Raw genomic sequence first — 21,532 nt, 5'->3', positions numbered from 1 at the left:
TGTGAAAGGCGAGGCAAAAGGCAGTGGCCATTCTGGATACCGAGCCTCCAACGCTCCGCTTTGAGAAGATAAACGGTCGTCATGTCCCTATCACATAAGCAGAAGTCATCGGGATGACGTTAATGCGCGTTACGCCTTACTTTATCCCGGTTGATCCAGGCGTTGGGGCAATGCCTAAATCAAATCGTACAAGCTGATAAACAGCCTGGGCAAGATGCTCGTTACCAGCGAATAAATGAATATTTTCGAAGGCGCTGCGTGTAAAAATGACGGGCGCCAAGCCATGCGAGCAGCGGCGTCTAACAATGCAAATACTACGGACAGAAAAAAGCCGCGCTGCTTGTACCTCGCTATGCAACCTTTGCCTGCCAGTGATTTGCGACGATGGGAGTCCGCTTTTGGCACAGAGCAGACATGCGCACAAGACAAGGTCCGCTATGAGCGAATAGCGGACGTTCCGTGCCAGAATAACCGCAGCAATTCTGAGGGACCGGACACAGCTCTGCTGACGAAGGTACCTTTTATGGCCAGTAATGTTTAAACCAGCTTTCGCTAGGTAATATAGCTATTCAGTATCACTGGCAGGGGCCTGAATCTGCTGCTCTCGAAGACTGATGAGGCGCTCTTCTAATGCAGTTTCCATAAAGGCGTAGGCATCGCTTCCCAGAACAAGGCGCAGAGGGGCCGATTCCATTGCAGTAAGTTTTAAGATCATGCTGGCCATCTTTTCAGGTGCGCCTTTGGCGGTATATCCGTTATCGTTTAAACGACCCAGCATCTGCCCCAGCGGCGTGTCTCTGTAGGCATCCGGAAGCGCCCCCATTTGCTCGCCTGCGGTACTCCGGAACGCCGTGCGCGCCGACCCCGGCTCCACTATGTTGACCGAGATGCCGAACGACACGACTTCTTTGGCCAGTGACTCAAAGAATCCCTCCAGCCCCCACTTGCTGGCGTGATAAAGCGATGCTCCTGGATGTGTCGCCTGGCCGCCGTAAGAGGAAATCGCAATTATTTTCCCTCCCCCCTGCTGGCGCAGGAAAGGAAGCGCAGCTCTGGTCACCAGCACAGGGCCGAGCAGATTGGTGTCAAGCTGGTGTTTTATTTGTTCAGTACTCAGGCCCTCTGCGGGTCCGAACAGTCCATATCCTGCGTTGTTCACAACAACATCGATGCGCCCTGCATCCCGGAAAGCTTGATTGACCATAGCTTCAACGGAATCCGTATGTGAAAGATCGAGTTTAAGCACGCTCAGAGTGTCAGGGTACTCTGCAGCCAGTGCCTTAACGGGTTGATGACTGCGGACCGTTCCGATAACCCGATCGCCCTGCAGCAGAAGTTGCCTGGTTATCGCCAAGCCAAGACCGCTGCTGATACCAGTGATAAACCACGTTTTATTAGACATGCTCACCCTTATAACTAACCGTTTAGTTAGTTGTGAATTTATAACTGTCTAACCGGTTAGTCAATCAGTAAACTGAGCCAAGATTTAACGGTACAGGGAAAAGAGATGAGAGATGCTGAGGCGAGTCGGGCAAAAATCCTGGAAGCCGCAACGGACGAATTTGCCACCTGGGGCATTGCGGGGGCGAGGATTGAGCGTATAGCCCGGACGGCAGGTTTCAACAAAAACCTGATTTATATCTACTTTGAAAACAAAGAGACTTTATTTCAGACCGTGCTGGAGACACACCTGACAGCGGTATATGACCGCTTGCCGTTCAGGCCCGACGACCTCGCCGGCTATGCGTCAGATGTTTTCGACTTTGCGCAGAGCCATCCGCGCATTATGAGGCTGATGGCCTGGTATTCGCTTGAGCAGCGCGCCACGGGCATCAGCGGCAGAAATGCCTCTTTTGACAGCAAGATAGCAGCCCTTCAGCAGGCGCAGGCCGCCGGGCAGGTGAGCGAAGCCTTTCCGCCGGCGTTTCTGCTGATTACCATCATTGCGCTGTCTACCGCGTGGTCCGCCGCCAGTCCGTTTGGGACGTTCTGCGATAACATGCCGGCCGATGACATCAGAAATATGCTGCAGCGCATGATTGAAAAAATGATCCGATCGGAATAAACGCGCCTCCCGGCAAGCGGTACCGGGAGGATTGCCCGTCAGGCTTCACTCTGACATGGCTCAGCAGTCGCTACGGGCTTCCTGAGTTTCTCGGACAGCTGCAGGCTGACCAGCGCCAGTACAATGAAGGCCACCGACATCCCGGCCAGCCCGTAAAATCCTGCCACCGGATAAATCCAGGAGGCCACCGCTGAGCCAAAGCCTATGCCCCCGAACATAAAGGCACTGGTCAACGCCAGCGCAATGCCGCGATGCCGGGTAGACGACAGTTCAACGATCCTGCGCTGCTGGCTGGGCCAGAGCAGGTCTGTGGCAAAGGCCCAGAAGACCAGCGCCGCAAGCAGCACCCCCAGCGCTTTCGGCAGCAGGGCAATTAGCGCCGTATCTGTGATGAGCAGTATCATGCCCGTCAGCAGCAGCTTTTCAGATGTAAAGCGTGTGGCCGCTCGGGTGACCCAGAGGTTTCCCAGCACCCCGGCTACGCCCAGCACCGCCAGCGCCGCAGAGACCGCATGCGTGCCGCCGGCATAGGTGTCGCGGATAAGCGGGGCGATAAAAGAGTAAAAGCTGTAGACCCCGGAGGTGATGAAAAATACCACCAGGAAGGCCGTCAGGTATTTCCCCTCAGACAGCACGCCCGCCATCTCGGTGAGCCGGATACGCGAACCCACACTTTCATCCGGCACCGTCAGCAGGACGTTCAGCCCGCTCAGCAGGCTCACCAGTCCGACAAGTAAAAACAATGCCTTCGCCCCCCACATGCCAGCAATCCACGCGGCAAGCGGAATACCGGCCAGGCTCGCCATCGACACCCCGAGTAACACCATGCCGATAGCCCGCCCGCGCTGTTGTTCATGTACCAGTTCAGAACCTAGCGCAACCAGCACCGGGCCGATAAACCCTGCACCTACGCCCATTAGTATGCGGGAGGCAACCAGCGCACCGTAGGCCGGAGACAGCGCAAAAGCGAAGGCGCCCAGACCAAACAGCCCGATGCCCGTGAGTACCAGCTGGCGACGGCGCAGATGGCCAAATATGACCTGAACCAGCGGGGCGGCGAGCGCAAAGGTCAGGCCGAATATACTCAGTAAGCGCGCGCTCTGCGCATCAGTCAGCTGCCAGGCAGCAGAGATAGCAGGCAGGCTGCCGGCGACAGACAGCGCACCGGTAGCCTGTACAAAGTAAGCGATGCTTAGTGCGCGTAAGGCGCGGCGCTGGGAAGACGTGATAGCAGCGTTCATGATTCAGCTCCAGATAGAGCAGGGGCCTGAGGCCCCTGATGATGTTACTGAACAGGGATTGGGTTATCCGCCACGGACTGGTTGAACTGGTTCACCAGTGTATGCTCGTCTGCGCCCGGGTTATCGCGCACCGGCAGCACGCGATCGACAATGGCTTCGATGGTGTCGGTGCCGAGCTTGTCAAAGGTTTCGCGAATAAAGTCTTCCAGTGGCATGGCGCGCGGATCACCGCTCTTGTAAATCAGGTCGGTATCAACCCATGGCGGAGAAATTTCAATCACCTGTACGCCGCTGTCGCGCAGTAGGAAACGCTGAGACAGGGTATAAGAGTGAATGGCGGCCTTGGTGGCGGAGTAGAGCGCGTTGGTTGCCAGGGGCAGAAACGCCAGCACTGAGCTGTTGTTGATCAGCACCGCGTCAGGCTGCTGTTTCAGGTGTTCGATAAAGGCGGCACTGACGCGCACCGGCCCAAGAATATTGGTATCCAGCAGGGTGACCGCCTGCGCATCGTCCAGCTCGCCGGCCGCGTTGTCGAAAGGCATGATGCCGGCGTTGTTGATCACCACGTTCAGCGCCGGATAGCGCGCCAGCACGCTCTGCGCGGCGGTTTTAATGCTGTCGGCGCTCGTCACGTCCAGCACCACATAATCCATGCCCGGGCTGGCAGCGGTCACCTCCTTCAGCAGCGCCTCACGGCGTCCGGAGATAATCACCTGGTTACCCAGCTGATGAAATTTTTCTGCCATTGCGCGGCCGATGCCAGAGGTGCCGCCGGTGATGAAGACAGTGTTGTTAGTCAGTTTCATGGTCATATTCCTTCAGATAATGAGTTGTAAGGTTATTGAGCCGTCAGGGTAAATCAGTGCACAGAAACAGGCTGATAGCGTGGAGCCGGTGCGTCGCTGCCAAGGTGCGGGATCATCGCCTGGCGCGCCTGCTCGTAACTGGTCCACAGGGTTTCGTCCTGCAGGGACGGAATGGTGATCAGCTCGCCGCGGGCAAAGCCGGTCAGGGCGGCATCCACCATCTCCTGTGCGCTCATCACGATTTTCGGGTCGAGCTGCCCGACAGGCAGGCCGCCGTTATCCCAGAAAGGCGTGGCGGTGGCGCCAGGTAGTACGGCCTGCACCTGAACGCCTTTGCTGGCCAGTTCGTGATGCAGCGACTGCGTAAATGCCAGAACAAAGGCCTTAGTGCCGCCGTAGACGCCGTTCAGCAACTCGGGCGCGACGCTGACGATAGAGGCAATATTGATGACGGCGCCGCGTCCGCGGTCAACAAATCCGGGTACCACGGCGTAGGTCAGGCGGGTCAGAGCCGTGACGTTCAGGTTGATCATGGCGGTCATCTGCTCTGCGCTGCTCTGCAGCAGCGGCGTGTAGGTGCCGATGCCGGCATTGTTAACCAGCAGCGTGATGCTGGCGTCCTGACGCAGCTTTTCTTCCACTCTGGCAAGCTGGGCGGAATCGGCCAGGTCAGCCGCGACAACCTCGACGCTGCGGCCGCTGTCGGTAGTGATATGCTCTGCCAGCTGGTTCAGGCGATTGTGGTTACGTGCCACGATAATCAGGTCATAGCCCATGCGTGCCAGGCGGCCGGCGTAAAGTGCGCCCATGCCGGTGGAGGCGCCGGTGACAACGGCGGTGCCGCGGTCGGTGTGTGTCTGCTGCGTCATGATGTTCACCTTGTCAGTTATCGGGTTGGTGAATTCATAGTACGCAGCCACGCACAGGCGCGGCTGACAAGAAAGGGTGTGTTTCAGGACATCATGATGGCCGGATTAATGGACATCATGATGGAAGAAGCAGGAAAAGAGGCGGGGGCGTCAGGCTTTTCCGGTGCGTATAGACTGCGGCGGAATGCCATAGCCACGCATAAAGACCTCGCGCATGTGTCGCCGGTCGCGAAATCCTGACTCACGCGCAATCACTTCCATTGACAGCCTGCTCTGCTCAATCAGCAGCCTGGCATTTTCGAGACGCAACGCCTCCACCGCTTTCGCCGGCGACTTGCCGGTTTCAGAGCGGAACAGACGGCTGAGCTGGCGCGCGCTGACGTGCACCGCATCCGCCATTTCTTCAATGGTTAAAGGCTTGCTGAGGTTTTTGCGCGCGTATTCCAGCGCAGACTGCAGGCGATCGCTGCGCGGCGAGAGCATCAGCATCTCCGAATGCTGGGTCTGCCCACCTGAGCGGCGGTGGTGCATGACCAGCAGATGCGCCACGCTGCGCGCGACCTCTGTTCCCAGATCCTTCTCCACCATGCCCAGCGCCATATCGAGACCGGCGGTTAAGCCGGCGGACGTCCAGACGTGGTCATCGATGATGAAAATGCGATCTTCCTCCACCCGGGTGGTGGGGTGCATCGTTTTCAGGGTCTGCGCGTGGATCCAGTGGGTGGTGGCGCGGCGCTGCGCAAGCAGTCCCGCCTGGCCCAGCACAAAGGCGCCGGTACAGATACCGGCCACGCGGCGCGCTTTCAGCGCATGGGTCTGCAAAAAGGTCACCACGCCGGGCGTTGCCGGCAGTTCAACCGGCGTCAGCACCCCGGCGATAAGCCAGGTATCAACGGGCGCGTCCGCATCAAGCGGTTTGCTGTCGACGCTGAAGCCGTACGAAGATAAAACGGATCCACCCCTTTCAGAGTAAACCGCGCAATCATAGAAAGGTTCACCCTTAACCTGATTGGCGAACTCAAAGATACTCAGCGTGGACAACCCTAAAACCTGAAAGTAATCAGAAATCAGTAAGCCTACCCGATGCATCATATTCTCCTGTTACAGCCTGGCGCCGGAACCGTCTGGGTTGCCGGTATCGCTGAAAACGTTGAGCATTAACAATACCCTGAATAAGACGCTTCACGTACTGACTTTTTAAGTGTGCGTCAATCCTCCTGCAGAACCGGACTTTCTATCTTCACTTTTCACGTGAAAGTGTTTGCTGTTATTGCACCTGTTTTACAGCAGATGTCCGCACTATTATTCATTTCACACAAGGCAGCGGAAATAACCGGCTGCCCTGATAAATAACCCTGAACATCTCAATCACTGATTAAGGAAATGAAAATGAAAACTGTAAAATCTGCTCTGATTATTGCCGCCCTGACCGCCATTTCATTTGGCAGCTTTGCTAAGAGTGTGACCGCAACGGGTTCGACGCTGGATGAAGCGGAGTCACAAATTGCGCAGCAGGCTAAAAAAGCAGGCTCTGATTATAAAATTACCGAAAGCTATGCCGGAAACCAGTTCCACATGACGGCAGAGCTGATTAAGTAAATATAAAACGATGAAAATGGCCATTTATCTGAGTGGCCTTTTTTATATTTCACATGTCATTCTTTTATTTAAGCCTTTCAAGAAATCGCCGCTATAAACCCGTCTCGCTCCTTCAGCAGTGACATCATTGACAAGTTTTCCGTCAAGAGAATACCTATAAATCATTATCTATCAACAAGTTGTGTGTTTTTATTTGCCTGATTAAAAATTTTTATACTCAAAATCAGCCTGGGCCTGCGCTTAACCTTTTGCTTTTATCAGAAATAGTTATTTAAGAGCTGAAGCAGGTAAGGTAACTCCAGCTTATCTTCATTCCACACGTGAAAGTCTTTCCCGAAAAAGTCTCTTTTTCATTACGGGAGTGTTTATTAATATTTAACTCATACAAGGCGGTCGAATTAAAAGGCTACCTTAAAACACTGACCTGACATCACGACTACTTTTAAAGGAAATGAAAAATGAAAACTGTAAAATCCGCACTGATTGCAATCGCTCTTACTGCTGTTTCATTCGCTGGTTTCGCGCAAAGCATTACTGCGACAGGTTCGACAATTGATGACGCTGAATCTCATATTGCGCAGCAGGCTCAGAAAGCAGGAGCCACTTATAAAATTACCGAAAGCTATTCAGGTAATCAGGTACACATGACGGCGACGCTGCATAAATAAGTTGAGTCGGGAAGGGCCATTTCAGTGAAATGGCCCTTTTAATTCAGGCGCTCTGGTTGGCGGCTGATACAGACTGCGTTCCCAGCACGAAAGCCGGATGGGTACGCATTAACGCCGTAATAGACTTGAGATGTTCGCGCAGCAGGCCGTGCAGCTCCCTGATCGCTGGCGAAAATTGTTTACGGTGGGGGCAAATAAGATTTAACGGCACGGCTTCCCCAGGTTGTTCGGGAAGCAGCACTTCCAGCCGGCCAGCCAGCACATCGGTGCTGACATCTATCCATGATTTATAGGCAATGCCCATTCCCGCTACAGCCCAACGCCTCACCAGATCGGCATCATCACACAACATCCTGCTACTTACCGTCAGCTGGCGCCGAACGCCATTTTCTGGAAATGACCATTTATCGTAAGCGTGCCCGTTAAGGGTATAGAGCAGACAGTGGTGCCTGAGCAAATCATCAAGGTGCTGCAGCCTGCCGTGTTTGTTGATATAGGCGGGCGAAGCGGTGAGCACGCGCCGGTTATCTTCGGCCAGCGGCAACGCTACATAACTGCTGTTTTCAAGCGTGCCATAGCGGATGGCCACATCCACCGGATCGCGAAAAACATCGCTGACCTGATCGGACAGAAAGAGGCGAAGGGATATTTTGGGATGTTTTTCGCAGAAAGCGGTGATCACCGGCAGGATGATGTTTCGCCCGATGTCTGACGGAATGGCAATTTTAAGTTCACCCTGCATTTCATCTTCACTGCCCAGCAGGCGCTCGGCGCCTGCCTGCAAGATGGTCAGCATTTCCTGTGCATAAGGAAGCCAGGTTTCTCCCTCTGCGGTAAGGCGCAGGCTGCGCGTGGATCGCGCAAACAATCGTTTATTCAGGTCGCGCTCCAGGCGGTTGACGGCGGCACTGACCTGCCCCGGAAGAATATCGGCTTCACGGGCTGCACTGGAAAAGCTGCCCAGCGCGGCGGAACGGACGAACAACGTAACATCTTCAAGACGTATCATTCAGACTCCAGAATGCAAAACGTATTCGGATCCGGTCAGGCTAAGACATTACTGGCTATCAGAAGATCTGATAAAGCCAAGCAGGGCGGTGACGCGCGCCTGCCAGCCCTGCGGCTCAAGTCTGTCATTCGCTTCCAGACAGGCCTCAACCAGAAAAGACCAGATAATTTCAGCCATTACGCCGGCATTTTTTTGTACCGGGATATTCATCCGTATCTGTTCGATGACCGCTCCGCGAAAGTCGCGCACGATCTCCAGCGCAGCTGCGGGCAGAACGGCAACTTCCCGCGTGGAGTTAATTATGAAGCAGCCGTTAAACGCAGGATTATTAAACGGCGCAGCCAGCAGAAACTGCTCAATATTTTGCCAGCCATACGGCTGTTTTTGTAACAGAAACTGGGCAGGCGCGCTACTGACATAGTGTTCAAGCGCGCTGACAAAAAGCTGTTCTTTGCTGCAGAAGGTTGCGTACAGGCTTGAGCGGTTAATATCCGTCGCTTCTTCAAGCTGGCCAAGGCTGGTTCCAGCCAGCCCGTTCTTCCAGAAGACAGGAATAACGCGACTCAGAACGTCTTCATTGCTTATTTTCCTCGGTCTGGCCATCAGAACCTCCGTTTTAAACCAATCATTTTAATATGCATCTTACCCGCAAAAATTACCAGCCTGATAAAAATAAAAAACTGATTGGTTCAAAACCGCTTGCTTTCTCCCGGCATTAACGACTAGTTTTAAAACGAACAGTTTAAAACAGAGTTCTAACATGAAAACCGAATCGCTTTCAGCCCGATATGCCTTCTGGATTAGTGCCGCCGTGGTGGCCCATACGCTCTGGACCAGCGCAGCACCCGCAATGATCTATCCGCTCTATGCCGCACAATGGCACCTGTCCTTTACTCTTGTAACGGTGATTTTTGCCGTTTATCCGCTGACGGTCGTGGTGACGATGCTGCTGTTTGCGGGTCTGTCTGACAGAGCAGGCAGAAAATATGTCATGCTCGCTGGCCTGCTCAGCTCTGCTGCGGGCGTGCTGATGTTTGCGGCTGCAGACAGCCTAGCTGTCCTGTTGGCGGGGCGGGTCATGATGGGAATAGGCGTGGGATTATCAGCAGGGCCTTCGGCCGCGGCACTGGTAGATTACGCCGGTCAGGGCGGCTCAGCGCGCGCAGGTGCGGTGACGCTCGGGGCGCAGTCGGTGGGGTTCGCCGCTGCCCTTTTACTGGCCGGGGCGCTGGTCACGTGGGCACCGGTGCCTACGCGCCTGAGTTTTTATGTTCTCTTTGCGCTGCTCATAGTCCTGATCGTTCTTTGTCTGTTCATCCCGGGCGACCGTCCTGTGGGGATGCCTTCCAGACTGCTGGCCCGCCCTGACGTGCCAGTATACCTGCGCCACACTTTCATCTATGCCGCGCTGGCGGTAACGGGAGCCTATACCCACGGGGTGCTCATATCATCTGTAGGCGCTCAGATTGCGCGTTCGCTCATCGGTTCACCCAGCCCGTGGATTAACAGCGTGGCGCTGGCACTTTTTCCCGTGGCGCTGGGGATCGCTGGAAGCCTTGCCAGAAAGATTGAGGCTCGCCGTTCAGTCATAACGGGATCGATTGTCTCCGCGACGGGTATGGTCAGCCTGTGTATATCCGTATCTGAACACAGTCTGTTTTTTTTTATCAGCGCCTCACTTATCTCCGGCGCCGGCTATGCCTTTATGACCTTTGGCGGGCTGGGCCTGATTGCGCGCGAGGCACGGCAGTCGGATCGCGGCAGCGCCATGTCTATGCTGTTCGTTTTTGCCTATCTCTTTACCGGCGGGCTCGCCGTTGTCCTCGGCAAAATGGCCACACAGCTGAACCTGGCGGTGGCGGTGTTCACCGGCGCGTTGATCCTTATTTTCATCTGTGCAGTGCTGATTATTCTTGGTTTATTTCAGCTGCGCAGCACAAACCGGCTTTCTGCAGCCGACATCTGAAACGTTTCTTACCACTCACCGGCGCTGAGATGTCATGCAGCGCTACAGGTTTCTTTTACCGAAATTCAGGAGAATACAATGTCCTTAAACATCTATCCGCTCAACCTGGGCAATATTACGCTCGATAAATCAGGTCTGGTGTTATTTCAGGATGCGGGCGTGAAAACCACGATCCCCACGCTGGGTTTCCTCATCACCGGCGGTGAGTATCCGGTGCTGGTTGATACCGGCTCGCGCTCAACGGAATATTACCGTCAGTTCGGATTTGAGGCTGAACAGACGCGCGAGATGACCCTTACATGGCTGCTTGCCCAGCATGGCCTGAAGCCTGCCGATATTCGCTACGTTATACATACGCATGCGCATGTTGATCATGCAGGGGGGGATTATCTTTTTCCCATGACCACAACGGTTTGCCTGTCGAGACGTGAGCTGTCATTCGCGGCCTCCGGCATTATGGGGCCGGCAATGTATGCGCTTGAAGATACCCGCCATCTGCTTGACCGCCTGTATACCAGAGGCGCGCTGCGCCTGTTCGATGTGGACGGTAGCTATGAAGAGGAGGTTATCCCGGGGGTGACGGTGCGCCTGAGCGGCGGTCATACGCCAGGTTCAATTTCTGTGCTGGTGGACACCGCCGAGGGCATTGCCAATATCAGCGGCGATGTGGTGTACAACCTGCAGGGCAGTCTTATCGATCCCTTCCTCGACAGCCTGAACCCTGGCGAACCGACCATTACCGGCAACCGGGCAATGTCGACGCTTGAGGAGAAGACCGCGATCAAAAAAGCCCTGGCCGGCGTCCGCTTTATGCTGCCCAGCCATGATGTGCCTGCACTTGTTCAGGGAGGCAGGGTTATAGGTCTCCTGCATAATGCGATCTCTAATCCCGAAGCCCGCGTAACTGACTCTTCTGCCTACACATTGCTGTAATGTCTCCGCGGAGCCTGCCAGGCTCCGCTTTTCATTTAACCATCGATGAGCCCGCGCGGACCTTACTTTCACTGCAGGAGTGAAAGTGCTGATGGTTTTCCCCCGTTTTTCTGCACGCGCTGAGCCCGTAATCTCTCATCAACGAATCGACAGCGATACTGCTCACGCCATAACAAACGGGGACCACAACATGAAAGCCATTGTTTACAGCCAGAACGGATTACCGGTTACCAGTCCGCAGTCTCTTTACGAAACTGAATTACCGAAACCTCGCCCGGACGCGCACGATCTGCTGGTAAAAATCAGCGCGATTTCGGTGAATCCGGTGGATACCAAAGTTCGTGCGGGCTCGCCTGTGACGCAGCCGCGCATTCTTGGCTGGGACGCCGTGGGCATAGTGGAGGCTATCGGTGAGAGCGTCACCCTGTTCAGGCCTGGCGACAAAGTCTATTACGCTGGCTCCATTGTCCGCCCGGGCTCGTATGCAGAATACAGTCTGGTTGACGAGCGTATTGCCGCTCATAAGCCCGCTTCACTGAGCGATGTCGACGCGGCTGCGCTCCCGCTCACTTCCCTTACCGCCTGGGAGCTGTTGTTCGACCGTCTTGAAGTGAAGGAAGGACACGGCGACGCCATTCTCATCACTGGTGCCGGCGGCGGCGTGGGTTCGGTGCTCACTCAGCTGGCCAGCAAGCTGACCGGTCTTCGCGTTATCGGCACCGCTTCCCGCGCGGAGACGGCGGAATGGGTGCGCGAGCTTGGCGCGCATGACGTCATCGATCACTCCCGTCCGCTGCTGGAGGGCCTGCGTGAAATCGGTGTCTCTTCCGTACGTTACGTCGCGAGCCTGACGCACACCGACAAACACTATCAGCAGATTGTCGAAGCGCTGGCGCCTCAGGGCCGGCTGGCTGTTATTGACGATCCGGAAACGCTGGATGCCTTACCGCTCAAGCGTAAGGCCGCTTCCCTGCACTGGGAACTAATGTTCACCCGCTCGCTGTTTCAGACGCCGGATATGATCCGCCAGAACGAGATTCTGGAGAGCGTACGCCGCCTGATCGAGGACGGTACCCTGCGTACCACTAAAGGTGAGCACTACGGAAAAATCAGCGCGGAAAACCTTCGCCGGGCGCACGCCTTTATCGAAAGCGGACGGGCGCGCGGAAAAATCGTGCTGGAAGGTTTCTGATTTCCCTGCCAGTCATGCCACAGGCTGGCTGGCCCATTCAATATCTCAGGAAGATGCAATGATGAAAACACGTATGATGAAAACGGCGTTAGCGCTGTCTGTGGCTCTGGCGGCTGGCAGCAATGCCCTGAATGCGCTTGCGGCAGACGCCCACGCGCTACCTGCCCTCAGCGAGCTTGCTCAGGACCGCGCAATTGGCAAACCTGAAGTGGTGGCGACGTTCAGCGGCGCCATGCCGACCGGGGTCACCGTTACCGAAACGGGCCGTATTTTTGTGAATTTCCCGCGCTGGGGTGACGACGTTCCGTTTACCGTGGCCGAGGTAAAAGGGAACCGGCTGGTGCCCTACCCGGACGCCGCGATAAATATCGCTGACAATTCTGCTCCCCGTACGCATTTGCTGAGCGTACAGAGCGTGGTGGCCGACGGGCGGGGCCGGGTCTGGATACTCGATACCGCCGCGCCGGGCTTTTCAAAACCGGTTGCAGGCGGCGCAAAGCTTGTCGCGGTTAACCTGAAAACAAATCAGGTTGAGAAAACCATTGTTTTCCCGGCTGACGTGATCAAACCCGCCACCTACGTCAACGATATGCGCTTTGATTTTCGCATCGGTAAAGCCGGCGTGGCGTACGTGACCGACTCTTCACTGTCCGGTACTGGCGCGATTATCGTCATTGACCTGGACACCGGCAAAGCGCTGCGCCGTCTGGAAGGCGACCGCACAACGTCACCTGAGGCGGGCTTTTCACCTGTCGTAGAGGGCGAAACGCTGCTTCAGCGTCACGCGGATGGAACAACCGCGCCGTTCAGCGTGGCCTCCGACGGCATTGCCATCTCTCCGGACGGTAAAACGCTCTACTACAGCCCGCTCTCGGGGCGTCATCTGTATGCCGTTTCCACGGCGCTGCTTCGCGATCCGGCCGTCACAGAGTCTCAGCTCTCGGCGTCCGTGAAGGACCTGGGTGAAAAAGGGGCGTCAGACGGCCTGGAAAGCGATGCGAAAGGAGCCGTTTATGCCGGTGACTATGAGCGTAATGCTATCCGTAAGCTGCCGGCAGGCGGAGAGTGGACAACCATTGCGCACGGTCCTGAGATTCTGTGGCCGGATACCCTGTCCGTCGGACCGGATGGCTACCTGTACTTCACCACGAATCAGCTGAACCGTCAGCCTGGCTTCCACGGCGGTAAGGATTTGCGCCAGAAGCCTTATGCCCTGTTACGCATCAAAATTAATGCAGCACCCGCACCAACGCACTAAATCACTCTACATCAGGGGGCCCGGGGCCCCCGCTATCAGGAGAAGGCATGTTCAGTAAAATATATGACGTTGATGAAGACCACATTGATTTTCAGGAGGTGGTCGATGGGCTTTACTACCCGTTTTATATGGAGTGGGCCCGTCACGCCTTCATGAAAGAAGCGCTGGGGATTGATATTGAAGAGGAGTTCAGCCAGGGACGCATTTATATGGTGCTGGAGTACTCCCTGCGTTTCCGTCAGAGCCTGAAAAAGGGAGACAGAATGGAGGTGACCTGCCAGCTGGAAAAAAATGTGAAGCGCAACCGCGTGAATTTCTACCAGCAAATCCGGGTTGAAGGCGTGACCTGCGCTGAAGCGACCTTCACCGCCACATGCCTTTTCAATGGCCGGCCATTTATGCCCGAAGCGGTGACAAACGCGTTAACTTACTGATATTGCCGTCAGACCCGGCGTGTCCGTGACGAAGTTTACATGCGCCGGGTTTTCTGCCTCCTCCTCTGGTTTCCCGGATTTCCATAACTTCCTGCGAGAGCATCCGCAAAATTTTCAGCCTTAAGCAAATCTCTGCCTGGGCCATCAGGGCTTTCGTCTGGATTAGATACATCAGACCGTGAAAGGGTGTTCGTTAATACGCTAATGCTCTTTCTGAGCCGGGTTTTAACACCCTGTTTTACACCAGCCTGAAGAGGCAACGTTCCCCTAATCACGGACAGCCCTGCCTTCCTACCCTGTCGCCATTTCGCCAAAAGTAATGTGAGGCGATAATCAGCTGTTACCTCATGAAGGTGGGCGCCGGCACAGCGGACAAAGACAGTCGCCTGAATCAGGCCTCATCAGAGAGAGCAGGTGCTTGTCGGCATTGCTGCAGGTAATATGCTCCATCAGTTTCACCCGGGAGCGGGTTTGTGGCAGCTGATGGTTTTGCTCACTCAGACCGTATCAGGCTTGCCTCCCCGGTGATTGCAGAAAAGCTTTCGAGCCTGGAGGTTAAAACAGAGGTGTGGGATGAACGGTTCTCCTCATGTCAGTCCCTAAAGGCGCCAGCCCTGCCGTATGCGTGAAGGCGCCGGGAAATGTTAAAAGCCCCGACGCGCTGCGTACGGGGCTTTTTGCCGACAATCTATAACCACTAAAGGAAGATTCAGCGGTTTCTGTCCATAAATGTACCGGCAGAGCCGGCGTCCGGGTCGATAAACACAACGTCACCGGGTGAGCGGCAGGGCGTGTCCAGCGTCAGGAAAATCACGGGTTCTTCCAGCAGAACGGGAAGCGCGTGCACAACGTTGCGCTCGAAAAAAAGCATATCGCCGGGTCCGAACTCGGCCTCGGTCGACGCATCTTCCATCCAGAACGTTCCGCGGCCTGAAAGCACGTACAGGTACTCATCGCATTCGCGATGAAAGTGAGGGGGAACACCCCGGTAAGCCCGGAACACACGACTGCTGGCATCCGGGCGGTCGGTTAAATAGATATCAGCCAGCATCGTGTTGGCCGACTCCGGCAGGTTTTTTGCGATTTCGGCCGGTTTGAAGCGCGCTGATTTCTGCTCAGTGATATTCGTCATATCAGTTTCTCCTTAACGGGTTCAGAGATAAGGGCAGGGAGCAGAAGCGGCGCTTTATTTCCCGCCTCTGCGCCACTGGCGTCCTGAGCATCAGCTCACTTTAGGGAAGTCAACGACGGTGTCGTTTACCCGGTTCACCATGTTGGTAAACAGAATGGCGCTGACGGCACCAATGGTTTCCACAACCTGTTGATCGCTGAATCCGGCCTCGCGGAAAGAGGCAACGCGATCGGCTGATACCGTTCCACGTGTGGAAACAAGATACTGAACGAACTGCACCAGCGCATCAATACGCGCATCGCCGCTGAAGCGGGCTTCACGCAGTTCCAGCGTCTGCTCGTCGGTGTAACCCGCCTTTTTAGCCATCAGCGTATGAGCGGCCAGGCAATAGTCGCAGCCCGACTCTTCACTAACCGCCAGATTAATCGCCTCCAGCTCACGGGCGCTCAGGCTGCCTTTGTGCAGGGCGGCATTGAGCTGAAGCATCTGGCCCAGAACGTCAGGCGAGTTGCTGCCGATGGTCAGATAGGCATTGGGGACTTTCCCCATGCTGCCTTTGATCGCGCCAAACAGCTGGGCGGTTTTGCCTGTGGCGTCGCTTTCTGTGATGGTATGTAAACGGCTCATAGTCAACTCCTTGTTTTATCTACGGGTAGGGGAGCAGGTGCCAGAGTCTTTTGGCTTATCAGACTCTGTCGCGCTGAATTCAGGAGTACAGTACTGCGGCTGCAAGAGATGAAAAAGCGACTGGCGGGGTCAGGACTTTATCTTGAAAAGATAAAATGGAGATGAGGTCGCCAGGCTTTTTTAAGACTCAGCATCAGACTCTGACAGTCAAAAGTCTGGCTCAGGCCTGAAGAGGAAAAAGAGCGGCTAGCGTTGAGGGAATAGCGTCGCGACGCGCCTGAAAAAAACCGGCGCGTTCGCACCGGTCATCTTTCTGCTGCTGGCACCTATCGTTTCTTCACGCCTGTTTTACCAGCCCGAACAGGTCATTAAGCGATTCACTCATGGTGGGATGCGTGAAAATTTGATCCCTGAGCACCGTGTACGGCAAGCCCGCATCCATGACGGTTTTTACAATATTGATCACCTCATGAGAGTCTGCTGCCAGCAGCGCCACGCCAAGAATTTTTTTGCTGTCATTGTCTACCAGCGCTTTCAGGACGCCTCGCGTATCGTTAATAACGCGAGCACGTGGAATGGCCGCCACGGACAGTGACACCACCTGAAAATTCCTGCCCTGTTCACGCGCCTGCGTTTCCGTGAGGCCGATGCGCGACAGCGTTGGCGTCATAAATACGGAATAGGGGATATTCACGCGATCGTCTGTGGTTCGCTTTCCTTTACCCAGAAGCTGATCGTGCACAATGCGAAAATCATCCAGCGAAATGTAGGTAAACTGCGGGCCACCGGTGACATCACCCAGCGCCCATATGTGGTCCACTGAGGTTTTCAGATGCTTATCAACCAGGATGGCACCACGCGTATCCGTGGTTACATCAGCGTTTTCCAGTTTCAGGGTCTGCGTTGCCGGACGGCGCCCGGTTGCCACCAGTAATACATCTGCCTGACGATTGCCGTGACCCGTATGGAGCGTCACGCTGTTATCGTCACTGGTAACCGACTGCACGCTGGTGTTCAGCTCAATTTTTACCCCCTGGTCCTGCAGAATGGTTTTTATCGCCGCGCTGATATCCGCATCCTCACGCGCCAGAAACTGCGATGAGGTCTCAAACAGGGTGACCTCACTGCCGAAGCTGGCAAAAACAGAAGCGAACTCGACGCCAATATAACCCCCACCCAGAATAGCCAGCCGTTTTGGCAGGCTGGATAAATTCAGGATGCCGGTGCTGTCGACAATGCGTGGCCCGGGGATTAGGCCGTCAATCTGCGGAATAACCGCCTCGGCGCCGGTATTAATGAAAATGCGATCGGCGCTGAGCTGATGGCTCCCCTGCTCGGTGGTGATTTTCAGCGTATGAGGGTCAATAAATTTCGCATGACCATCAATCACCTCAACCTGCGCGATATTGGCCAGGTTCAGGTGATTTTTTTCACGTAAAAGCTCGACTATAGCGGTTTTGCGCTGCATCGCTTCACTGAAGTCGGCGGTGGTTTGCGCATCGTGCACCAGCGCCTTGGTGGGAATACAGCCGACGTTAATACAGGTGCCGCCATACATCTCTTTTGATTTTTCAATGATCGCCACGCGCCAGCCGGCACGCCCAAGAGCGGCGGCCAGCGTTTTGCCTGCTTTACCAAATCCGATAATCGCTGCCTGATAATGGTTCATAATGCTCTCCGGTTTAAAAAGCTGTAAAAATAGTCAACACCATCAGCTTACGATTGACGGCGACGCGCTTTTACGCCGCAACGCTGGCTTTTTTGTCTTTGCGTCTGAAATACCCGATTTGAGAATGAGAAATGGAAAACAGAGGACGAGCATGGATCCACTGAGTCACCTGCTGTTACTACATAACCCACAGGGCAGCATCGACAAAAACTGTGTACTGAGTGGCGAATGGCAGCTGCCGCATCGGGCAGGGCAGCTGTGTTCGGTGCGCTGGCACACCGTGGTCGGTGGTTCAGTCATGCTGGATATGCCAGGCTCAACGAAAATAGAGCTCTCTTCCGGCAGCGTGTTATTCCTGCCGCAAAATACCGCGCACCGCCTTTATCAACAGAGTACGTTGCCAACGCAACTGGTATGCGGGATGCTCGAATTACCCGCGTCGGCTCAGGCTTTTCTTACGGCGCTGCCGGAAGTGCTGATGCTGGCGCCAGCGGTGGAGAGTCATGAAGCGCGCTGGTTGGCCGCAGCTCTGCCTTTACTTACCCAAAGTGATACCGCCGATGCACCGGGCGACGAGGCGCTGCGCAGTCATCAAATCAGCGCGATGTTTACCCTTGCTGTTCGCAATGGCCTTTCTGAGACGCTGCAGAATAAAAGTCTGCTGGCCCTGGCACTCCATCCTCGGGTCGGTACGCTGATTGCCCAGCTGTGCGAGGCGCCGGAACGGCCGTGGACCGTGGAAGAAATGGCACAGCGCGTTTTCATGTCTCGCGCATCTTTTGCGCAGCTGTTCCGCCAGCTGAGCGCAACCACGCCGCTTGCCGTGCTGACCTCTATTCGCCTGCAGCTGGCCGCTCAGCAACTGGCGCGCGATTCCGCACCGGTAATCAATATTGCTCTGGCTGTGGGCTATGCCAGTGAGTCTTCATTTCATAAAGCTTTTCTGCGGGAGTTTGACTGCACACCGGGCGAGTACCGCCGGCGAACAGAAATGCTGGCGAAAGAGGATGTGATGCTTTTTCGGGCATAATGCTTAAAGCTTTTCAGACGCTGTTAGCCCCTGGCGCTGAGCTTCATGCTGTAGTACTGAGATTAACTCGCGGGGGTACATCCTCAGTACAGTTTCGTGAATGCCGAAGACAATTCATTCGGCATCACGGTAAGCTGTAACTTCATTATGATGGGTCAGTTAATGAGCGCTCCGCCTTCAATATCAATAACCGTGCCGGTGACAAACGGGTTATCCAGCAAAAACAGATAGCCTTTAGCGATGTCCTGTGCGCGGCCGTATGCTTTCACCGGCAGATTTGCAGCAGCCATCTGGAGCATGTTTTCACGTGCAACGGGGTCCATACCTGCGTACGCCTCCGTATCGGTCAGTCCCGGACTTACCACGTTCACGCGCAGCGGAGAGAGTTCTTTTGCCAGTACCTTTGCGGCTGATTCAATGGCAGCATTCATCGTTGATTTAACAATGGTTCCGCTCAGAGTCCGTCGTGCCACAAAGCCGCTGGTCAGCGTAAGCGTTCCACGGGGCCGGATATTTCTGCTGAGATGCCTGGCGGTATAGATGCTGCCCCAGAATTTGGTATCAAAAGCCAGACGCGCCGCGCTGAGATCCATTTCAGAAAGAAATCCACCGGGTGCATGTGAGCCTGCCGTAAACACAATATTATCAACATCACCCAGCGAACTACTCAGCGCAACGACTTCTGCTTCGTTACTGACATCCAGTTTTAATGTCCTGACATCTGCTGGCTTTAGATTAAGCAACTGGCGTGCGGCTTCCAGCTTCTCATTATTTCGTCCTGCAAGGATAAGTTCGTTTTCATGCTCCGCCAGTGCGCTGGCCACAGCAAAACCAATGCCTGACGCGCCGCCAATAATTAATGTTTTACTCATCAGCTTTATTCCTCATGTTTATCAAAATATGGGAATCTGTAAACAGGTTCCGAAAAGGGATGTTGAAAGCACTTTACTTACTAAGCCCTTTTTTGATAATGACAGCAAAAGTGCAATTACTTTTCGGAACAGATGAAATATGGGGAAGCTTGAGGACATGGCGCTTATTGTCGAAGTGGCCGAGACCGGCGGGCTGTCGGCCGCCGGGCGACGTCTTTCGCTCTCGCCAGCTTCAATGACGGCAAGGCTGAAAGCAATTGAAGAGCGCTACCAGACGCGGCTTTTTCATCGTTCAACACGTGCCATCACGCTGACACAAGCTGGAGAGAATTTTTACCATGCCGCTCTTCGGGTACTGGACGAAGCACGACACGCAGAATCGCTGCTGATACATAGAGAGGGAGTACTCAGCGGGAACATTCGTATTTCTGCCCCATCTGATTTCGGTAGACAATATCTCAGCCCTGCGATACTGGATTTTTCCCTCCTCCATCCTAATGTAAATACGTCGCTGTATCTGGGGGAGCGCGTTGAGGACCTGATTGCTAACCGATTAGACCTGAGTATCCGTTTCGGTAATTTGCCGGACAGCAGCCTGATCGTCAGGAATATCGCACCTAACCACAGGGTGCTTGTCGCATCAGACACGTATCTTCAAACCTTTGGAATGCCCCCTACACCTGACACTCTTCACGATCACAGGTGCCTGGCTCTGGAGCTACACGGTGTTGTTATAAATCAATGGCGATTTGAAGAAGAAGGTGTCAGCAGAACTATTCGCGTGAATCCTGCCATGGTGTGTGACGATGGCGCTCTTCTGCGTCAGTGGGTTCTTGATGGCGCGGGAATTGCCTGCAAATCCTGGTGGGATGTAAAAAAAGATGTAGAACAGGGAAGGCTTTGTGTCCTGTTTGCAGAAAGCTTTATTGGGTTCAGCCGCTTCGATCGCAAAGATGTTGGGCTGCAGTTTGTATACCCACAGCGTAAGCTTCAGCCTTTACAGGTGACTGCATTCAGTGAGTTTTTTATCGACTGGCTAAAAAAAGAATGAGCTGCCTTGTTATACGTCCGCTTCTGGCACGAAGCGGACTGGCGCAATACATTTCATAGGGTTAGCGAAGGAAGTTTCCAACTCAACTAAGTATGTTGAGAATAGCGGCTGCGGTGATAGTCAACGTCCGCTATGCGCAAAAAGCGGACCTTTCCACAGTATAATCAGCCGTCATATCGGTAGATAAAGGTGTCGTCAATCATCCCGCCACTATCCAGTCGCTCATTAGCTAATATTGCTTCAAGTTTGAAACCACACTTTAACGCAACAGACTGGCTGCGCACATTACGTCCAGCCGTACGAATTTCAATTCTTTTAGCGTGAAAATAATTTGAAGCGAGATTGGTGATCAGCTTGCATGCTTCGGACATTATGCCTTTACCCATCACATTTGAGGCAAGCCAGTAGCCGATTTCAAAGTAAGGAATAGAGTGATTCCTGATAAATAAGCTTATACAGCCTAATAGTTCATCTGACTCACGCTCAATAATCAAAAACTTATATTCTTCTCTGTCATTTAAAAATTTTTCAGATGAATCCACCATATTTTTCTCAACAGAGTCCAGGGTGTGAAAGCCCGGAGACCAGAGTAAAAACTCATGGTGAAGCGAATTGAATTCATTCAGATTACGCTGCATTTTTTCTACATAGCTTAGCGCCGGAGCAATCAAGTAAAAACGGTGATGCTGCAAGAAATAATCAGGAATTTCATCGATATGCATTACAAATTTCCCTTTTGAATTTGTTTTTAAATATTTATCACAGACGATGAGCCATTTCATCCTGTTTATATAACAAAGAGAATGAAAGCTGATGAATCCATGATGAAGAAGAAGGACAATGTCCTGATGGTGGTGTGATCGGAGCCCTGGAACTCCCCAGGGGTAGCAACATCCGCTGGTTGCATGAAGCTGCCTTGCAAGAAGTCAGGGAGGAGAGGAAGGAGCGAGGAGCGGACTTTGAGCAGTGCCCTCGTGCCCGAGTTTGCCGTATCTGACTGGCGTAATTCGAAAAGATTCAACTGCCAGATCCTTGACTTCAAATGTGTATATAAACGCTCTGTAATAGGTTATCTGCCGAGTCATGTGCTCATTCAGCTTCTGGCAGCTGG

At 54.2% G+C, this 21,532-nt stretch carries 22 protein-coding genes; 10 read left to right on the top strand and 12 right to left on the bottom strand.

Annotation, left to right across the window (positions count from 1 at the left end):
• Nucleotides 1–565: 565 nt before the first annotated feature.
• Nucleotides 566–1,402 (bottom strand): SDR family oxidoreductase, encoded by an 837-nt coding sequence (locus B2J69_RS20245; RefSeq protein WP_081141713.1) that lies wholly within the window; start codon nucleotides 1,400–1,402, stop codon nucleotides 566–568.
• Between the two features lie 105 nt (nucleotides 1,403–1,507).
• On the opposite strand from B2J69_RS20245, the gene B2J69_RS20240 reads away from it, so the two are divergent.
• A complete protein-coding gene (locus tag B2J69_RS20240) occupies nucleotides 1,508–2,065 on the top strand; it encodes a TetR family transcriptional regulator (RefSeq protein WP_081141710.1) in 558 nt (185 codons plus the stop codon).
• Nucleotides 2,066–2,103: 38 nt separating this feature from the next.
• On the opposite strand, the gene B2J69_RS20235 is transcribed toward B2J69_RS20240, so the two are convergent.
• The 4 genes from B2J69_RS20235 to B2J69_RS20220 all read right to left on the bottom strand — a co-directional run bounded on the left by B2J69_RS20235 (nucleotide 2,104) and on the right by B2J69_RS20220 (nucleotide 6,070).
• The gene (locus B2J69_RS20235; RefSeq protein WP_081141709.1) at nucleotides 2,104–3,306 is read right to left on the bottom strand and encodes an MFS transporter; all 1,203 of its coding nucleotides are present in this window, start codon (nucleotides 3,304–3,306) and stop codon (nucleotides 2,104–2,106) included.
• Nucleotides 3,307–3,350: 44 nt separating this feature from the next.
• Nucleotides 3,351–4,112: an SDR family oxidoreductase gene (locus B2J69_RS20230; RefSeq protein ID WP_081141708.1), complete on the bottom strand. Its 762-nt coding sequence runs from the start codon at nucleotides 4,110–4,112 to the stop codon at nucleotides 3,351–3,353.
• 53 nt (nucleotides 4,113–4,165) lie between these two features.
• Nucleotides 4,166–4,981 carry an SDR family NAD(P)-dependent oxidoreductase gene (locus B2J69_RS20225; RefSeq protein ID WP_081141707.1) on the bottom strand — a complete coding sequence of 272 codons (816 nt, stop codon included), beginning with the start codon at nucleotides 4,979–4,981 and terminating at the stop codon, nucleotides 4,166–4,168.
• 150 nt (nucleotides 4,982–5,131) lie between these two features.
• Nucleotides 5,132–6,070: a GlxA family transcriptional regulator gene (locus tag B2J69_RS20220; protein WP_081141706.1), complete on the bottom strand. Its 939-nt coding sequence runs from the start codon at nucleotides 6,068–6,070 to the stop codon at nucleotides 5,132–5,134.
• Nucleotides 6,071–6,370: 300 nt separating this feature from the next.
• Here B2J69_RS20220 and B2J69_RS20215 point away from each other — a divergent pair, with 300 nt between their 5' ends.
• The gene (locus B2J69_RS20215; protein WP_081141705.1) at nucleotides 6,371–6,580 is read left to right on the top strand and encodes a YdgH/BhsA/McbA family protein; all 210 of its coding nucleotides are present in this window, start codon (nucleotides 6,371–6,373) and stop codon (nucleotides 6,578–6,580) included.
• A 458-nt stretch (nucleotides 6,581–7,038) separates the two neighbouring features.
• Complete coding sequence (locus B2J69_RS20210) at nucleotides 7,039–7,248, top strand: YdgH/BhsA/McbA family protein (protein WP_048781015.1); 210 nt, start codon at nucleotides 7,039–7,041, stop codon at nucleotides 7,246–7,248.
• 43 nt (nucleotides 7,249–7,291) lie between these two features.
• Here B2J69_RS20210 and B2J69_RS20205 read toward each other — a convergent pair whose 3' ends face one another.
• Both B2J69_RS20205 and B2J69_RS20200 read right to left on the bottom strand, forming a co-directional pair.
• Complete coding sequence (locus tag B2J69_RS20205) at nucleotides 7,292–8,257, bottom strand: LysR family transcriptional regulator (protein ID WP_081141704.1); 966 nt, start codon at nucleotides 8,255–8,257, stop codon at nucleotides 7,292–7,294.
• A gap of 48 nt (nucleotides 8,258–8,305) precedes the next feature.
• Nucleotides 8,306–8,860: a TetR/AcrR family transcriptional regulator gene (locus B2J69_RS20200; protein ID WP_081141702.1), complete on the bottom strand. Its 555-nt coding sequence runs from the start codon at nucleotides 8,858–8,860 to the stop codon at nucleotides 8,306–8,308.
• A 157-nt stretch (nucleotides 8,861–9,017) separates the two neighbouring features.
• On the opposite strand from B2J69_RS20200, the gene B2J69_RS20195 reads away from it, so the two are divergent.
• The 5 genes from B2J69_RS20195 to B2J69_RS20175 all read left to right on the top strand — a co-directional run bounded on the left by B2J69_RS20195 (nucleotide 9,018) and on the right by B2J69_RS20175 (nucleotide 14,040).
• Nucleotides 9,018–10,223 (top strand): MFS transporter, encoded by a 1,206-nt coding sequence (locus B2J69_RS20195; protein WP_081141700.1) that lies wholly within the window; start codon nucleotides 9,018–9,020, stop codon nucleotides 10,221–10,223.
• Nucleotides 10,224–10,301: 78 nt separating this feature from the next.
• Entirely contained in the window at nucleotides 10,302–11,156 is an 855-nt protein-coding gene (locus B2J69_RS20190; RefSeq protein ID WP_081141697.1) for an N-acyl homoserine lactonase family protein, read from the top strand.
• 190 nt (nucleotides 11,157–11,346) lie between these two features.
• Nucleotides 11,347–12,348, top strand: coding sequence for a zinc-binding alcohol dehydrogenase family protein (locus B2J69_RS20185; RefSeq protein WP_081141694.1), 1,002 nt, complete (start codon nucleotides 11,347–11,349; stop codon nucleotides 12,346–12,348).
• A gap of 58 nt (nucleotides 12,349–12,406) precedes the next feature.
• Nucleotides 12,407–13,606 (top strand): major royal jelly family protein, encoded by a 1,200-nt coding sequence (locus B2J69_RS20180; RefSeq protein WP_236722755.1) that lies wholly within the window; start codon nucleotides 12,407–12,409, stop codon nucleotides 13,604–13,606.
• A 47-nt stretch (nucleotides 13,607–13,653) separates the two neighbouring features.
• Nucleotides 13,654–14,040 carry an acyl-CoA thioesterase gene (locus B2J69_RS20175; RefSeq protein ID WP_081141691.1) on the top strand — a complete coding sequence of 129 codons (387 nt, stop codon included), beginning with the start codon at nucleotides 13,654–13,656 and terminating at the stop codon, nucleotides 14,038–14,040.
• Nucleotides 14,041–14,749: 709 nt separating this feature from the next.
• On the opposite strand, the gene B2J69_RS20170 is transcribed toward B2J69_RS20175, so the two are convergent.
• From B2J69_RS20170 to rclA, 3 genes are all read right to left on the bottom strand, one after another.
• Nucleotides 14,750–15,172 (bottom strand): cupin domain-containing protein, encoded by a 423-nt coding sequence (locus tag B2J69_RS20170; RefSeq protein ID WP_081141689.1) that lies wholly within the window; start codon nucleotides 15,170–15,172, stop codon nucleotides 14,750–14,752.
• A 90-nt stretch (nucleotides 15,173–15,262) separates the two neighbouring features.
• The gene (locus B2J69_RS20165) at nucleotides 15,263–15,799 is read right to left on the bottom strand and encodes a carboxymuconolactone decarboxylase family protein (RefSeq protein ID WP_081141686.1); all 537 of its coding nucleotides are present in this window, start codon (nucleotides 15,797–15,799) and stop codon (nucleotides 15,263–15,265) included.
• A gap of 337 nt (nucleotides 15,800–16,136) precedes the next feature.
• Nucleotides 16,137–17,468 (bottom strand): reactive chlorine resistance oxidoreductase RclA, encoded by a 1,332-nt coding sequence (gene rclA, locus B2J69_RS20160; protein WP_081141684.1) that lies wholly within the window; start codon nucleotides 17,466–17,468, stop codon nucleotides 16,137–16,139.
• Between the two features lie 151 nt (nucleotides 17,469–17,619).
• Between rclA and rclR the strand changes: the two genes are divergently transcribed.
• Nucleotides 17,620–18,498, top strand: coding sequence for a reactive chlorine-specific transcriptional regulator RclR (gene rclR / locus B2J69_RS20155; protein WP_081141681.1), 879 nt, complete (start codon nucleotides 17,620–17,622; stop codon nucleotides 18,496–18,498).
• Between the two features lie 155 nt (nucleotides 18,499–18,653).
• Here the strand turns inward: rclR and B2J69_RS20150 are convergent, their stop codons facing one another.
• The gene (locus tag B2J69_RS20150; RefSeq protein WP_236722768.1) at nucleotides 18,654–19,373 is read right to left on the bottom strand and encodes an SDR family oxidoreductase; all 720 of its coding nucleotides are present in this window, start codon (nucleotides 19,371–19,373) and stop codon (nucleotides 18,654–18,656) included.
• A 136-nt stretch (nucleotides 19,374–19,509) separates the two neighbouring features.
• Between B2J69_RS20150 and B2J69_RS20145 the strand changes: the two genes are divergently transcribed.
• Complete coding sequence (locus B2J69_RS20145; protein ID WP_081141677.1) at nucleotides 19,510–20,421, top strand: LysR family transcriptional regulator; 912 nt, start codon at nucleotides 19,510–19,512, stop codon at nucleotides 20,419–20,421.
• Between the two features lie 164 nt (nucleotides 20,422–20,585).
• Here the strand turns inward: B2J69_RS20145 and B2J69_RS20140 are convergent, their stop codons facing one another.
• Nucleotides 20,586–21,143, bottom strand: a complete 558-nt coding sequence (locus tag B2J69_RS20140; protein ID WP_081141676.1) for a GNAT family N-acetyltransferase — start codon at nucleotides 21,141–21,143, stop codon at nucleotides 20,586–20,588.
• Nucleotides 21,144–21,532: the final 389 nt, after the last annotated feature.

The sequence above is a fragment of the Pantoea latae genome (genome assembly GCF_002077695.1).
In the GTDB taxonomy this organism is placed as follows: domain Bacteria; phylum Pseudomonadota; class Gammaproteobacteria; order Enterobacterales; family Enterobacteriaceae; genus Pantoea; species Pantoea latae.
This window is presented reverse-complemented; position numbering and strand designations above follow the sequence as displayed.